Origin of the sequence: Rhodococcus sp. WB1, from assembly GCF_001700945.1 — a bacterium.
Taxonomy (GTDB): Bacteria; Actinomycetota; Actinomycetes; order Mycobacteriales; family Mycobacteriaceae; genus Rhodococcus; species Rhodococcus aetherivorans.
Genome location: NZ_CP015529.1, coordinates 1,971,210 through 1,986,153, shown reverse-complemented (window position 1 = coordinate 1,986,153; position 14,944 = coordinate 1,971,210). Strand labels below are relative to the sequence as shown.

Here is a 14,944-nt window from a genome sequence, read left to right as displayed (position 1 = left end):
AGCGGTTCATGAATGCCACAACCGGCGACCGCGAGACCGTGACGGGTGTACCACGCCGTCCCGTGTTCCCTCGTCGATCCGGCACACAGTGAGGGCAGAGACGGCGCATCCTGAGTGGGTGGCGCGAGCCGTCGGGTCGGCGGCGGAGAATCTCGGCAAGGGCTATCGACACAGGAGGACGCGATGACCTCACATGCGAACAGCACCCCGATTCCGCCCGGCATCGAGATGCCGGACGAGGTCCGCACCCGGTTGGGCACGCTGCGGTCCTTCGACGGAGTCCCGGACGACGAGACGACCCGGACACTGTTCGACAACCTGGACTTCCAGCGGGCGGTGCAGGCGTACCTGCTGGCGCAGCATCCGGTGTCGTGGGCGGCGTGGCGCCGGGGGCTGCTGCGCTGGGGCCCGGCGAACACCACGATGGCGCTCTGGGAGGACCTGTGCCACCCGTGCACCGTCGGACCGGCGATGCACACGACCGTTGTGTACTTCTACATGTGGATCGACCTCCACGATGGACCCCTCGTCCTGGACGCCCCGCCCGACGTGTACGGCCTGATCGACGACTCGTGGGGGCGCTGGGTCGTCGACATCGGCGCGACCGGACCCGACAAGGGCCAGGGTGGCAAGTACCTGTTCCTGCCGCCTGCATACGACGGCGAGGTCCCGGACGGCTACTTCGTGGTGCGGTCCCGTAGCTACGGGATGTGCCTCGTCTCGCGCGGTTTCCGCGACGAGCACGGCGACCCGCATCCGGCCGCCGACATGATCAAGGCGAAGACCCGGGCTTACCCGCTGGCTCAGGCCGACGACCCGCCGCCGATGCGATTCGTGAACGTCTCCTTCGAGCCGTGGGTCACCATCCCGGCCGCCGACTACCAGTACTGGGAGCTGCTCAACGAGGTGGTGCAGTCCGAGCTGCCGGAGTCATCCGACCCGGTCACGCTGGGGATGTTCGCCGCCGTCGGGATCCAGCACGGCAAACCGTTCGACCCCGACGAGCGGATGCGGGCAATCCTGACCGAGGCAGCCGCGGTCGGCGACGCGACCGCCCGCGCGCTCCTTTACCGGGTCCGCCAGCCCGAGGCACGCTACTACCCGGACGGCGCCTGGCGGGTCTTCCTCTTCGCCGGTTACCAGTTCCAGGACAATGGCGCCGCGATGCTCGACACCGCCGCCGCGCTCGGCTTCATAGGGAGCGGATCGAGTCCGGCGTACCTGACGGAGATGGTCGGCGCCGGATCGCAGTATGTCACGGCGTTCGTCGACGCCACCGACGCGCACTTCGACGGCGGCAGGACCTACCGGCTGCACGTCCCGCCGAACGTGCCGGTCAACACCTTCTGGTCGATCGTCGTCTACGACACCCAGACCCGGTCGATGCTGCAGACCGACCAGGAATGGCCCACCGTTGCCAGCGACCGCGACATGATCTCGAACGCGGACGGCTCCGTCGACGTCCACTTCGGTCCCGAACGGCCGGAGGGCAGCCGCAACTGGATCCAGACCCTGCCCGGCAAGAGCTGGTTCGCGATAGTCCGGCTCTACGGTCCGCTGGAACCGTGGTTCGACAAGACATGGAGACTGCCCGACATCGAACCGCTCGCGTAGCAACCGGGAATGGTCCGCCCTGACGGCCGGTGCCTCTCCACCGGCCGTCAGGGAGGTCACGCCGACTTCTGGTCGGTGTCCGGCGGGTGGTCGAGGTTGCGACGGGCCGCGGTGACGGCCGCGTCGACGGTCGGGTGTGCGTCTGTAACGACACTGGCGATGCCGGTCGCGCTGAGCAGGTCGCGCACCTGGCCGATCTCGCCGGCGAAGAGCAGCCGAATGTGGTGGTGTTCGAGGTCGGCATACAGCCGGTCCAGCATCTCGACGGCGGTGATGTCGATTCCCGGCACAGCTGCGGTGTCGAGGACGACGGCCCGCGTGTCGTCATGGACATGGCCGCGTACGGCCGCTGCCACGTTGTCGGCGTTGGCGTAGATCAAGCCGGACTCGGGCCGCAGCACCACGATTCCGGGCTCAGTGAGCGCGTCGGGATGGCGCTGCAGGTCGACCCAGCGGCTTTTGTCCGGTGTGCGGCCCAGCTCGGCGACGTGGGGCCGAGAGGCCCGGAACAGCAGGAGCAGGACCGACACCGCGACACCGAGGAAGAGCCCGGGAAGGATGTCGAAGACCAGCACACCCACCATGGCGCTCGCCGCGGCGAGGAAGTCCGCGTACGCCGCGACGCCGTAGATCCGCCGCAGGCTCGGGGTCGCCAGGCGCGCGTACTTGCGCAGCGTCCGGAAGTCGACGAGCTTCGTGACGGCCGCGATCACCACGGCGGCGAGGGTGGCCTCCGGCAGGTTCGCGAACAGACCGGTCAGGAACAGCAGCGTCATCACCGTCAGCGCCGCCACGACGATGCCAGAGATCTGCGACACCGCCCCGGCCGAGACGTTGACCGCGGTCTTCGACAGGGACCCGTTGACGATCATCCCGGAGGACAGTCCCGCGCCGATGTTCGCTGTGCCCACCCCGAGCAGCTCCTGGTTCGGATCGATCTCGTAGTGTTCCTTGGCGGCGTAGTTCTTGGCTGCTCCGACGCCCTCGGCGAACGCCACCAGCAGGATCCCTGCCGCCGACGCGAGCAGCGTGACGTAGTCGGATCCAGGGAGGCCGGGGAGCCCGAGCGGAGGTAGCCCGCCTTCGATCCGCCCGACGATCTCCACTCCCTTGGCGTCGAGGCCGAGGACCGAGACGGCGACGATTCCCAGGACGACCGCGACCAGCGGTGCGGGCAGCCGGGGCGACACCCTGTGCAGGACCAGTACGACCGCAAGGGAGCCGGCGCCAACGGCCAACGTCCAGCCGTTCGTCCCACCCAGCGACGTGACCAGGTGCCAGGCTTTTTCGAAGAAGTCCCCCTCTCCCCTCGGGACTCCGAAGAGCTTCGGGAGCTGGCCGACGATGATCGTCAGCGCCAAGCCGACGATGAACCCCTTCAGCACCGGCTCGGAGATGAAGGAAGCCAGAAACCCCAGACGCAACAGCCCCGCGAGAATCCCGAGCGCACCAACCAGCAGCGCCAGACCGGCCGTCAGCGCTGCCGAATCGGCGTCACCGGAAATGCCGGCAACAGCAGCACCCGAAAGCGCCGCGGTGGCCGCCATCGGCCCCACCACCAGGTGCCGGGAGCTGCCGAACAGCGCGTAGAGGAGCAGCGCCGCGGGCGCGGCATACAGGCCGATCACCGGGGACACCCCGGCGATCGTGGCGTACGCGAGGGCCTCGGGCACCAGAACCGCCCACACCGTCAGGCCGGCCAGCAGGTCACGTCCCATCTGGTTGGCCCGATAGCCCTCGAACGACGTGAGCAGCGGCACCTTCACAACACGAGCACAGCAAACCCGGCCCGGCCACGACAGAGCCCAAAGACCCCGGGTGACGCCGCACGATCCCCGGCACACCGCGGCCCCGGCCTGGCCGTGTCCGCGGGTGTCAACGTAAAGGCCCTGCAGTGGATGTCGGGTGGGCAGAAGCCCCCTCGAGCGGTGAGGGACCGGCCGCTGACCAGGTCTTTCACCGCCACTCCCCTGGTGGGCGCGGAGGGTTTCGAACCCCCGACCGCTGGTGTGTAAAACCAGAGCTCTACCACTGAGCTACACGCCCGCAAATCCGACGGCTCGCGCCGCCGGACTGTGCCTCAGGACTTTAGCGCGGCCAGCGCTCGCACCCAAGCGCCCTGGTCACGGGGTTCGCCGGGCTGATTCTCCTCGGCGAACCGGATGATGCCGTCCTTGTCCACGACGAACGTGCCGCGGTTGGCGAAACCGAACTTGTCGTTGAACACGCCGTAGGCCTGGGCGACGGCGCCGTGGGGCCAGAAATCGGACAGCAGCGGGAACGTGTAGCCCTGCTCGGCGGCCCAGATCTTGTGCGTGGGCGAGGCCCCCACCGAGACGGCGATGATCGCGGTGTCGTCGTTCTCGTACGTCGGCAGGTCGTCCCGCACGGCGCACAGCTCGCCCTGGCAGACCCCGGTGAACGCCAGCGGGTAGAACACGAGCAGCACGTTCTTGTGCCCGCGGAAGCTCGACAGGGTCACTTCCTGGTTGTTCTGGTCCTTGAGTGTGAAATCGGGCGCCTCGGCACCCACCTCGATCGCCATCGCGTCGGTCGTCCTTACTTCGGTGGAGGTGAACTGAGCGGTGCGCTCAGCGCTTGGTGCGGGCGGCCTTCGGCTGCACCAGCCGGCTGCCCACCCAGTCGCCGAGGTTGGCGGTCGAGGTCTGGGTCAGGCCGGCGGTCGTGGCCGATTCGGCGATCTCGCTGGGCTCGACGTGATCCGCGCGGCCGGTCTTCGGGGTCAGCACCCAGACGACGCCCTCGTCTGCGAGCGGGCCGATCGCATCCATGAGCGCGTCGACGAGGTCCCCGTCGCTGTCGCGCCACCAGAGGAGCACCACGTCGACGACCTCGTCGGAGTCCTCGTCGAGCAGGTCCGATCCGATGGTGTCCTCGACGGCGGCCCGCAGGTCGTCGTCCGTGTCCTCATCCCAACCGAGTTCCTGAACCACCTGGTCGTGGGTGATACCGAGCTTCTGAACGTAGTTCTGGGCGTCCGCCGCGGCGACCACGGTGGTGTCCTCCTTCGGTTGGGCCGCGGGCCTGCCGCGTACCGGATGTCACGAGCGATTTTTCAAAGCGAACATCCTCGGGGGGCTCAACGCAAGCCGAATCGCAAGGAAAGTCACAACATTCTTCCGGGGACGTTACCGCGAGGAGCTCCGCACCGCCGATTCTGCCGCGCGGAGTCGAACGGTCCGGATACCCGCCTCGCGGCCGCTTCACACCCGGGGGGATGCCTCCCACCGCGCGATGGGGGAAGATGAGCAGTGCATCTCGTTCAGATGTCGATGAGTCGGCTCCCACAAGAGCCGGCCTACGGAGCGGGCGCCACACCTGCGCGCCCCACCACGATGAGGAGCAGACGTTGACAGACCTGATCCACGAGCCCGATTCCTCGACGAGCGCCGCCACACAAGGCGCCTCGGAAGCGGGATCCTCGCCGAACACCAGCGGGGCCTCCGACGGCCGCGTGCGGGTCATCCGCGAGGGCGTGGCCTCCTACCTGCCGGACATAGACCCGGCCGAGACCACGGAGTGGCTCGAGTCCTTCGACGGGCTGCTCGAGTCCGCCGGTCCTGCGCGTGCCCGGTACCTGATGCTGCGCCTGCTCGAGCGTGCCGGCGAGCGGCACGTCTCGATCCCGGCACTGACCTCGACCGACTACGTGAACACCATCCCGACCGAGAACGAGCCGTGGTTCCCCGGCGACGAGGAGGTCGAGCGTCGCTACCGTGCCTTCATCCGGTGGAACGCCGCGATCATGGTGCACCGCGCGCAGCGCCCCGGCATCGGCGTCGGCGGCCACATCTCCACCTACGCCTCCTCCGCGGCGCTGTACGAGGTGGGCTTCAACCACTTCTTCCGCGGCAAGGACCACCCCGGCGGCGGCGACCAGATCTTCATCCAGGGTCACGCCTCTCCCGGCGTCTATGCCCGCGCCTACCTCGAGGGCCGCATCCCGGCCGAGCAGCTCGACGGGTTCCGCCAGGAGGCCAGCCACGCCGACCAGGGCGGCGGCCTGCCGTCCTACCCGCATCCGCGGTTGCTGCCCGACTTCTGGGAGTTCCCGACGGTGTCGATGGGCCTCGGCCCGATGAACGCGATCTACCAGGCGCGGTTCAACCACTACCTGAACGACCGCGGCCTGAAGGACACCTCCGACCAGCACGTGTGGGCGTTCCTCGGCGACGGCGAGATGGACGAGCCGGAGTCGCGGGGTCTCGCGCACGTCGCGGCGACCGAGGGTCTGGACAACCTCACGTTCGTGGTCAACTGCAACCTGCAGCGCCTCGACGGTCCGGTCCGCGGCAACGGCAAGATCATCCAGGAACTGGAATCGTTCTTCCGCGGCGCCGGCTGGAACGTCATCAAGGTGGTGTGGGGTCGTGAGTGGGACGCCCTGCTGCACGCCGACAAGGACGGCGCGCTGGTCAACCTGATGAACGCGACGCCGGACGGCGACTACCAGACCTACAAGGCCAACGACGGCGCCTTCGTCCGCGAGCACTTCTTCGGCCGCGACCCGCGCACCAAGGAACTGGTCAAGAACCTCAGCGACCAGGAGATCTGGAACCTCAAGCGCGGCGGCCACGACTACCGCAAGATCTACGCGGCGTACGCGGCGGCGATGGCGCACAAGGGCCAGCCGACGGTGATCCTCGCGCACACGATCAAGGGGTACACCCTCGGCAAGCACTTCGAGGGCCGCAACGCCACGCACCAGATGAAGAAGCTCACGCTCGAGGACCTCAAGTACTTCCGCGACCTGCAGCGCATCCCGATCTCGGACGCCGAGCTCGAGGCGAACCCGAAGATGCCGCCGTACTACCACCCGGGCAACGACTCCCCGGAGATCCAGTACATGCTCGAGCGGCGGCGCGCGCTCGGCGGGTTCCTGCCCGAGCGCCGTACCGCCAAGGCCCCGCTGACGCTGCCCGACGACAAGGCCTACGAGGTGATCCGCAAGGGCTCCGGCAAGCAGCAGGTGGCCACCACCATGGCGCTGGTGCGCATCATGAAGGAGCTGCTGCGCGACAAGGAGATCGGTCCGCGCATCGTGCCGATCATCCCGGACGAGGCCCGCACCTTCGGTATGGACTCGTGGTTCCCGTCGCTGAAGATCTACAACCGCAACGGCCAGCTGTACACGTCGGTCGACGCGGAACTGATGCTCGCCTACAAGGAGAGCGTCGTCGGGCAGATCCTGCACGAGGGCATCAACGAGGCCGGTTCCACCGCATCGTTCACCGCCGTCGGCACCTCGTACGCCACGCACGGGTTGCCGATGATCCCGCTGTACATCTTCTACTCGATGTTCGGCTTCCAGCGCACCGGCGACGGGCTGTGGGCGGCGGCCGACCAGATGGCCCGCGGTTTCGTGCTCGGCGCGACGGCCGGCCGCACCACCCTCACCGGTGAGGGCCTGCAGCACGCCGACGGGCACTCGTTGCTGCTGGCGTCCACCAACCCGGCGGTGGTGTCGTACGATCCTGCGTTCTCCTACGAGCTCGCGCACATCGTCAAGGACGGTCTGCGCCGCATGTACGGCGGCACGGAGGGTGTCGACGGGTTCGGCGGCGAGAACATCTTCTACTACATCACCCTCTACAACGAGCCGTACGTGCAGCCGGCCGAGCCGGAGAACCTCGACGTCGAGGGCCTGCTCAAGGGCATCTACCTGTACCGGCGCGGCGAGGGCTCCGGGCCGAAGGCGCAGATCCTCGCCTCCGGTGTGCTCATGCCCGAGGCGCTGCGGGCGCAGGAAATGCTCGCCGAGGAATGGGGCGTGGCCGCGGACGTGTGGTCGGTGACCTCGTGGGGCGAGCTGCGCCGTGACGGCGTCGAGTGCGAGCGGCAGGCGTTGCTCGACCCGGGTGCCGACGCTCCGACGCCGTACGTGGCCAAGGTCCTCGCCGACGCCGCCGGTCCGTTCGTGGCGGTCTCGGACTGGATGCGCGCGGTACCGGACCAGATCCGGCAGTGGGTGCCGGGCGACTACACGACGCTCGGCGCCGACGGGTTCGGGTTCTCCGACACCCGCCCGGCCGCGCGCCGGTTCTTCAACATCGACGCGGAGTCGACGGTGGTCGCGGTGCTCGCCGCCCTCGGCCGGGACGGCGCGATCGATCGCTCGCAGGCGGTCGAGGCGGCCCGGCGGTACCGCATCGACGACGTGGCGGCGGCTCCGGAGCAGACCTCGGATCCCGGCGTGGCCTGATCCGACCCGCTCCGCCGCGGGCGACGGGCGTAGTTTCGTCCCATGGTCGCAGAACCCGCAGAGCCGCGTCCGAGGCGGGCACCGGGCGTCCCTACCGGGCGTCCGGTGCCGCCGGCGCGGCCGGAGCGTGATCCCCTGCCCGACGCGCTCCTGCGCCGGGTCAAGCAGTTCTCCGGGCGGCTGTCCACCGAGGCCGTCCACGCCATGCAGGAGCAGTTGCCGTTCTTCGCGGATCTCGACGCGTCGCAGCGATCCAACGTGCAGCTGATCATCCAGACGGCGGTCGTCGACTTCCTCGAATGGGTGCGCAACCCCGACAGTGATCTGCGGTTCAGCCTGGACGCGTTCCAGGTGATCCCGCAGGATCTGGCGCGGCGGCTGACGCTGCGCCAGACCGTGGACATGGTCCGCGCCGCCATGGAGTTCTTCGAGCAGTGGCTGCCCGCGCTGGCGCGCAACGAGCAACAGCTCGTCGCACTGACCGAGGCGACGCTGCGCTACGGCCGGGAACTGGGCTTCGCCGCAGCCTCGGTCTACGCCAGCGCGGCCGAGTCCCGCGGCGCCTGGGACACCCGCCTCGAGGCGCTGGTCGTCGACGCGGTGGTCCGCGGCGACACCGGTTCGGACATGCTCTCGCGCGCCGCGACGCTGAACTGGGATGCGACGGCGCCGGCCACCGTGATCATCGGCACTCCCCCGCCGAACGAGGGTGTGTCGGTCGTGACGACCGTGCACTCGATCGCGCAGCAGCACGGCCGCGCCGCGCTGGCAGTGGTGCAGGGCGAGCGGCTCGTGATGGTGGTCAGCGGGGAGCTGCACGGCAGCATCGAGGCGATGACGTTCCGCTCCGAGCTGATGCGCAGCTTTTCCGACGACCCGGTGGTGATCGGTCCTACCACGCCGACCCTCGCGTCGGCGCACGCGTCCGCGGTCGAGGCGATGGCCGGCATGGAGGCGGTGGCCGGGTGGCGGGGAGCGCCGCGGCCGGTGCACGCGGCGGAACTGCTGCCGGAGCGGGCGCTGCTCGGCGACGCGGGGGCGATCGCCGCGCTCGAGGACGACGTGGTGGCTCCGCTCACCGAGGCGGGTCCGGCGCTGGCCGACACCCTCGACGCATACCTCGACTGTGGGGGTGCTGTCGAGACCTGTGCCCGACAGCTGTTTGTTCATCCAAATACCGTCCGGTACCGGCTCAAGCGGATCACAGAAGTCACCGGCCGCGACCCCACGAATCCCCGTGATGCTTACGTGTTGCGGATAGCCGCCACCGTGGGAAGGCTGGCTCGAAGTCATAACGAATTACGAACTCCAGTCCCACCAGTCTCCCGTTTCACACTGCGCGAACCGGGCACGTAACGGGAGGCGGCGTTCCGTCGATGGTGGACGCCGACGTGCTGTTTTGTGGGAACCCTACAAAACAGCAAGCGAGAGTTCATCCCTACCGACATCTCGCAAGGCCCTGTCCAGGGTGTTCTCTGATCATCGTGATTTCGCTGCTCGCCCCCGGTCAGGGCTCCCAGACACCCGGCATGCTCGCCTCCTGGTTGGAGCAGCCCGGCGCCCGCGATCGCATCCAGCTGTGGTCGAAGGCCTCGGGCCTCGACCTCGAACGCCTCGGCACCACCGCGACGGCCGAGGAGATCACCGACACGGCGGTGACCCAGCCGCTGGTCGTCGCGACGGCGCTGCTGGCCTACGAGGAACTCGAGGCCCGCAACCTCGTCCCGGACGACACGATCGTCGCCGGCCATTCGGTCGGCGAGCTCGCGGCCGCGGCAATCGCCGGGGTCATCAGCGCGGACGAGGCGGTCATGCTCGCCGCCGTCCGCGGTGCCGAGATGGCCCGGGCGTGCGCGATCGAGCCGACCGGGATGTCGGCCGTGCTCGGCGGCAACGAAGAGGACGTGCTCGCCCGGCTGGCCGAACTCGACCTGACGCCGGCCAACATCAACGCGGCCGGCCAGATCGTCGCCGCCGGTCGCCTCACGGCACTCGAGGAGCTCGCGGCGAACGCTCCGGAGAAGGCCCGGATCCGGCCCCTGCCGGTCGCCGGCGCCTTCCACACCGTATTCATGGCCCCGGCCCAGGAAGCCGTCGCCGAGGCCGCGGCGAAGATCGTGCCCAGCGATCCGACCCGCACGCTGCTGTCCAACTCCGACGGGGCACCTGTCACATCCGGAGCGGACGCACTGACCAAGCTTGCCGCGCAGGTCACCCGACCGGTGCGCTGGGACCTGTGCACCGCGACCCTGCGCGCGGCCGAGGTCTCGGCGGTCGTGGAGCTTCCCCCGGCCGGCACCCTGGTCGGCATCGCCAAGCGGGAGATGCGCGGCACGCCGACCACGGCACTCAAGACCCCTGAGGAGATCTCAGCGCTGGCCGAATCGCTCCGCGTCGGCTAGTTTGCTGCGCGCGCGTCGCGCAGTACGGGACCTGCCCTCGACGGGCACCCGGAATCCGGGCGGAATCCGCCACCCGGTCCGATCAGCAAGACGAAACGAAGAAGGGAGCCACAACGTGGCCGCCACCCAGGAAGAAATCATCGCCGGTCTCGCGGAGATCATCGAAGAGGTCACCGGCATCGAGCCCTCCGAGGTGACCGTCGAGAAGTCCTTCGTCGACGACCTCGACATCGACTCCCTGTCCATGGTCGAGATCGCCGTGCAGACCGAGGACAAGTACGGCGTGAAGATCCCCGACGAGGACCTCGCCGGCCTCCGCACCGTCGGTGACGCCGTCGCCTACATCCAGAAGCTCGAGGCCGAGGGCGTCCAGGCCACGAACGACAACGAGTGAGCTCAACCGTGACTTCCGCCTCTCCCCGCACCGGGACATTCCCCAACGTCGTCGTCACCAGCCTCGCGGCCACGACATCGATCGCTGGTGACGTGGATGCCACGTGGAAGGGCCTGCTCGCCGGTGAGAGCGGCATCGATACGCTGACCGGCTTCGTCGACGAGTTCGACCTGCCGGTTCGCATCGGCGGCAAGCTCAAGACCAGCCCCGACGAAACCCTCTCGCGCGTCGAGATCCGCCGGATGAGCTTCGTCGAGCGGCTCGCGCTGGGCCTCGGCCGCACCGTGTGGGAGAACGCGGGCAGCCCGGAGGTCGACCGCGAGCGCCTCGGTGTCGTCATCGGCACCGGTCTCGGTGGCGGCGAAGCGCTCATCGACGCCGTCGACAAGCTGCGCAACGACGGCTACCGCAAGGTGTCCCCGTTCGCCGTGCAGATGGTCATGCCGAACGGCCCGTCGGCGACGGTGGGCCTCGAGCTCGGTGCGAAGGCCGGCGTGCTGACGCCGGTGTCCGCCTGCTCGTCCGGCAACGAGGCCATCGCCCACGCCTACCGGATGATCGCGATGGGCGATGCCGACATCGTCGTCGCCGGTGGCGTCGAGGGTCAGCTCGACGCGGTCGCCACCGCCAGCTTCGCCATGATGCGGGCGCTGAGCACCCGCAACGACGACCCGAGCAGGGCGTCGCGTCCGTTCGACAAGGACCGCGACGGCTTCGTCTTCGGCGAGGCAGGCGCGCTGATGGTGCTCGAGACCGAGGAGCACGCCAAGGCGCGCGGCGCCACCATCCACGCCCGCCTGCTCGGTGCGGGCATCACCTCGGACGGATTCCACATCGTGGCACCCGATCCCGAGGGGACGGGCGCGGCGCGTGCCATGACGAAGGCCATCAGTGGCGCCGGCCTGTCGCCGTCCGACATCGGCTTCGTCAACGCGCATGCCACGGCCACACCCATCGGCGACATCGCCGAGGCGAAGGCGATCAATTCCGCGGTCGGCAACCATGCCGCGGTGTATGCACCGAAGGGAGCCCTGGGGCATTCGATCGGTGCGGTCGGCGCGCTCGAAGCGGTCCTGACGGTCCTGAGCCTGCGGGACGGGGTCATCCCGCCCACGCTCAACGTGGACAACCAGGATCCAGAGATCGATCTCGACGTCGTGAAGGGCGAAGCCCGTTACGGCCGGATCGATTTCGCGCTGAACAACTCGTTCGGTTTCGGTGGGCACAACGTTGCGCTCGCGTTCGGCCGGGCCTGACCCGACCGGACTTCGCTCGCCGTCGGGGTGGGGGTCTCGTCACGGGACCCCCACCCCCGGCGCCCATCCCCCGCTCTTGCCTTGCCCGAGGAGAACGCGATGACCGTCCTGGAACCTGCTCAGACGCGCGACGCCGCCGTCGACCCCCGCGATCCGCTCCGGCGGCTCGAGCGACTGTTCGACGCGGGCACCCTGAGCCTGCTGCACCCCCGGGACAAGTCCGGCATGCTCGCCGCGATCGGTTCCATCGACGGCGTCCGGACCGTCGCGTACTGCTCGGACGCCACCGTGATGGGTGGCGCCATGGGCGTGGACGGCTGCAAGCACATCGTCGACGCCATCGACACGGCCCTCGAACAGGACGTCCCGATCGTCGGGCTGTGGCACTCGGGCGGCGCTCGGCTCGCGGAGGGCGTCGACTCCCTCCATGCCGTCGGCCTGATCTTCGAGGCCATGGTCCGCGCTTCCGGCCGGATCCCCCAGATCTCCGTGGTTCTCGGCTTCGCGGCGGGCGGCGCCGCCTACGGCCCCGCACTCACCGACATCGTCATCATGGCGCCCGAGGCCCGCATCTTCGTCACCGGCCCCGACGTGGTGCGCAGCGTCACCGGCGAGCAGGTCGACATGGAATCCCTCGGTGGGCCGGACACCCACACCAAGAAGTCCGGCGTCGCCCACATCGCCGCCCACGACGAGGACGACGCCCTGCACCGGGCCCGTCGCCTCGTGTCGATGCTCGCCGAGCAGGGCGAGTTCGACCTCGACGCCGCCCGTCGCGGCGACACCGACCTGCGGGCGCTGCTGCCCGAATCCCCCCGCCGCGCCTACGATGTCCGCCCGATCGTGCACGAGCTGCTCGACAACGTCGAGGGCGAGTCCACCTTCGAGGAACTGCAGGCCGGATGGGCCCGGAGCGTCGTCACCGGCTTCGGCCGGCTCGGCGGACGCACGGTCGGCGTCATCGCGAACAATCCGCTGCGTCTCGGCGGCTGCCTGGACTCCGTCAGCGCGGAGAAGTCCGCGCGTTTCGTGCGCCTGTGCAACGCCTTCGGCGTTCCCCTCGTCGTCATCGTCGACGTGCCCGGCTACCTGCCCGGCGTGAGCCAGGAGTGGGAGGGCGTGGTCCGTCGCGGAGCCAAGCTGCTGCACGCATTCGCCGAGTGCGAGGTGCCCCGCGTGACGCTGGTGACCCGGAAGATCTACGGCGGCGCCTACATCGCGATGAACTCGCGCGCACTGGGCGCGACCGCCGTGTTCGCCTGGCCGGACGCCGAGGTCGCCGTGATGGGCGCCAAGGCGGCGGTGGGCATCCTGCACAAGCGGGCCCTGGCCGCGGCGCCGGAGGAGGAGCGGGAGGCACTGCACGACCGTCTCGCCGCCGAGCACGAGGCCATCGCCGGCGGCGTGGGCCGGGCGATGTCGATCGGCGTCGTCGACGAACTGATCGATCCGGCGACGACCCGCAGCACCCTCGCCCAGGCGCTGGCCGCGGCTCCCGCGTGCCGCGGCCGCCACAAGAACATCCCGCTGTAGGCGGCTGCGCGGCCGGTGCGTCTTTCGGGTTGCCCCAGCAGCCCAAAGGACGCACCGGCCGCGCAGCGGCCTACCCCACGTTCCGGCGCAACCAGGTCACCTCGGCGCCCTCGCCGCCGCTGCGGTAGGGCTCGAGCGCCTCGTCCCAGGCCGTTCCCAGCACCCGGGTCAGTTCCTCCTCGATGTTGCCGCCGGCGAGCAGCGCCCGCAGCCGCATCTCTCCGACCACGACGTCCCCGTTCGCGCTCGTGTTGCCGCGCCACAGCCCCAGTCCCGGCACGTGGCTGTAGCGCTCGCCGTCGACGCCGTCGCTGGGGTCCTCGGTGATCTCGAAGCGGATCATCGGCCACACCCGGAGGGCGTCGACGAGGCGTGCGGCGGTCCCCACGGGACCCGCCCAGTTCACAGTCGTGCGCAGTTGTCCGACGTCGACCGGTTGACCGATCCAGGTGAGATCCGGACGGCAATCGAGGGTGGCGGCCAGTGCCCATTCGATATGCGGGCAGACCGCAGCAGGCGACGAGTGGATGTAGACCACCCCGGTCGTCGCATCCGCGAACTGGTTCGACGCGCGCACTACACACCTCCACTTCGACGAGGGACGTCTTCCCCAACGGCCTGACATCGAAGCGGTCGCGCATGGCGACAGGGGACAGTCTGCCTGTGTTACTCCTGTTTCGCTAGGGAACGGATGAGGAATTTGAGAATTCGGTGAGTACGTCGTCCGCGAGGGCCGGCCACCGCGGCTTGGCCCAGTCGCCGAAAGCCCTGTCGGTCAGCGCGACACACGCGATCTCCGCGCGGGGATCGACCCACAGGAATGTACCGGATTGGCCGAAGTGCCCGTACGTTTCGGGCGAATTGGCCGAACCGGTCCAGTGCGGGTTCTTCCGGCCGCGGATCTCGAACCCGAGCCCCCAGTCGTTGGGCTTGTGCATGCCGTATCCGGGCACGATCCCGTCGAGCCCCGGGAACTGCACCCGGGTGGCCTCCGCGAGAGTCTGCGCGGACACCAGGCGGGGCGCGAGCAGCTCCGCGGCGAAGTGCGTCAGGTCGGCGAGCGACGACTGTCCCCCGTGCCCGGCGGGTCCCGGCAGCGACGATTCCCGCATGCCGAGCGGCTCGAAGACGGCCTGGGTGAGGTATTCGGGGAACGGGATGCCGGTCTCACCCGCGACGAGCTCCGCGAGGATCTCGAAGCCCGCGCTCGAGTAGATCCGTTTGCGCCCGGGCTCGGCCTGCGCCCGGCGTTCGTCGAAGGCGAGTCCCGACGCGTGTGCCAGCAGATGGCGGACGGTGGACCCCGCCGGACCGGCGGGCTGATCGAGCTCGACCGCACCCTCCTCCACGGCGACGAGGACCGCGTAGGCGACGAGCGGCTTGGTGACCGACGCGAGACGGTAGAGCCGCAACTGGTCGCCGTGCCCGGCGACGACACCGCCGCCGCGGGTGAGAACCGCGGCGGCGGCGTGGTCGACGGGCCAGTCGGAGATCGCGTCCAGGCTGTTCACGTACCCAGCCT

The 14,944-nt window shown here is 69.4% G+C and carries 12 protein-coding genes and 1 tRNA gene; 7 read left to right on the top strand and 6 right to left on the bottom strand.

Annotation, left to right across the window (positions count from 1 at the left end; genetic code table 11):
* Positions 1-183 precede the first annotated feature (183 nt).
* A complete protein-coding gene (locus A4U64_RS08910; RefSeq protein WP_050035387.1) occupies positions 184-1,614 on the top strand; it encodes a DUF1254 domain-containing protein in 1,431 nt (476 codons plus the stop codon).
* A gap of 56 nt (positions 1,615-1,670) precedes the next feature.
* Here the strand turns inward: A4U64_RS08910 and A4U64_RS08905 are convergent, their stop codons facing one another.
* The 4 genes from A4U64_RS08905 to A4U64_RS08890 form a co-directional block, all read right to left on the bottom strand.
* On the bottom strand, positions 1,671-3,332 hold the full coding sequence (locus tag A4U64_RS08905; RefSeq protein WP_221776294.1) for a SulP family inorganic anion transporter: 1,662 nt from the start codon (positions 3,330-3,332) through the stop codon (positions 1,671-1,673).
* Between the two features lie 253 nt (positions 3,333-3,585).
* A tRNA-Val gene (locus tag A4U64_RS08900) sits at positions 3,586-3,660 on the bottom strand.
* 34 nt (positions 3,661-3,694) lie between these two features.
* Positions 3,695-4,159, bottom strand: coding sequence for a peroxiredoxin (locus tag A4U64_RS08895; RefSeq protein WP_006947670.1), 465 nt, complete (start codon positions 4,157-4,159; stop codon positions 3,695-3,697).
* A gap of 46 nt (positions 4,160-4,205) precedes the next feature.
* Complete coding sequence (locus A4U64_RS08890) at positions 4,206-4,628, bottom strand: DUF3052 domain-containing protein (RefSeq protein ID WP_006947669.1); 423 nt, start codon at positions 4,626-4,628, stop codon at positions 4,206-4,208.
* Positions 4,629-4,984: 356 nt separating this feature from the next.
* Here A4U64_RS08890 and aceE point away from each other — a divergent pair, with 356 nt between their 5' ends.
* The 6 genes from aceE (at position 4,985) to A4U64_RS08860 (ending at position 13,422) form a co-directional block, all read left to right on the top strand.
* Positions 4,985-7,837, top strand: a complete 2,853-nt coding sequence (gene aceE / locus A4U64_RS08885; protein WP_065922469.1) for a pyruvate dehydrogenase (acetyl-transferring), homodimeric type — start codon at positions 4,985-4,987, stop codon at positions 7,835-7,837.
* A 42-nt stretch (positions 7,838-7,879) separates the two neighbouring features.
* Positions 7,880-9,193, top strand: coding sequence for a PucR family transcriptional regulator (locus A4U64_RS08880; protein WP_006947663.1), 1,314 nt, complete (start codon positions 7,880-7,882; stop codon positions 9,191-9,193).
* A 128-nt stretch (positions 9,194-9,321) separates the two neighbouring features.
* Positions 9,322-10,239 carry an ACP S-malonyltransferase gene (locus A4U64_RS08875; RefSeq protein ID WP_029544298.1) on the top strand — a complete coding sequence of 306 codons (918 nt, stop codon included), beginning with the start codon at positions 9,322-9,324 and terminating at the stop codon, positions 10,237-10,239.
* Between the two features lie 115 nt (positions 10,240-10,354).
* On the top strand, positions 10,355-10,633 hold the full coding sequence (gene acpM / locus A4U64_RS08870) for a meromycolate extension acyl carrier protein AcpM (protein ID WP_006947659.1): 279 nt from the start codon (positions 10,355-10,357) through the stop codon (positions 10,631-10,633).
* 8 nt (positions 10,634-10,641) lie between these two features.
* The gene (locus tag A4U64_RS08865; RefSeq protein ID WP_050035391.1) at positions 10,642-11,889 is read left to right on the top strand and encodes a KasA/KasB family beta-ketoacyl-ACP synthase; all 1,248 of its coding nucleotides are present in this window, start codon (positions 10,642-10,644) and stop codon (positions 11,887-11,889) included.
* A gap of 99 nt (positions 11,890-11,988) precedes the next feature.
* Positions 11,989-13,422, top strand: coding sequence for an acyl-CoA carboxylase subunit beta (locus tag A4U64_RS08860; protein ID WP_065922468.1), 1,434 nt, complete (start codon positions 11,989-11,991; stop codon positions 13,420-13,422).
* A 70-nt stretch (positions 13,423-13,492) separates the two neighbouring features.
* On the opposite strand, the gene A4U64_RS08855 is transcribed toward A4U64_RS08860, so the two are convergent.
* Both A4U64_RS08855 and A4U64_RS08850 read right to left on the bottom strand, forming a co-directional pair.
* Entirely contained in the window at positions 13,493-13,999 is a 507-nt protein-coding gene (locus tag A4U64_RS08855) for a DUF3145 domain-containing protein (protein WP_006947655.1), read from the bottom strand.
* A 103-nt stretch (positions 14,000-14,102) separates the two neighbouring features.
* Positions 14,103-14,933: a serine hydrolase domain-containing protein gene (locus A4U64_RS08850; protein ID WP_065922467.1), complete on the bottom strand. Its 831-nt coding sequence runs from the start codon at positions 14,931-14,933 to the stop codon at positions 14,103-14,105.
* Positions 14,934-14,944: the final 11 nt, after the last annotated feature.

Coding starts and splice junctions, on each gene's coding strand:
- A4U64_RS08905 (WP_221776294.1), bottom strand. CDS start 3,332: ATGGGACGTGACCTGCTGGCCGGCCTGACGGTGTGGGCGGTTCTGGTG.
- A4U64_RS08910 (WP_050035387.1), top strand. CDS start 184: ATGACCTCACATGCGAACAGCACCCCGATTCCGCCCGGCATCGAGATG.
- A4U64_RS08895 (WP_006947670.1), bottom strand. CDS start 4,159: ATGGCGATCGAGGTGGGTGCCGAGGCGCCCGATTTCACACTCAAGGAC.
- A4U64_RS08880 (WP_006947663.1), top strand. CDS start 7,880: ATGGTCGCAGAACCCGCAGAGCCGCGTCCGAGGCGGGCACCGGGCGTC.
- A4U64_RS08860 (WP_065922468.1), top strand. CDS start 11,989: ATGACCGTCCTGGAACCTGCTCAGACGCGCGACGCCGCCGTCGACCCC.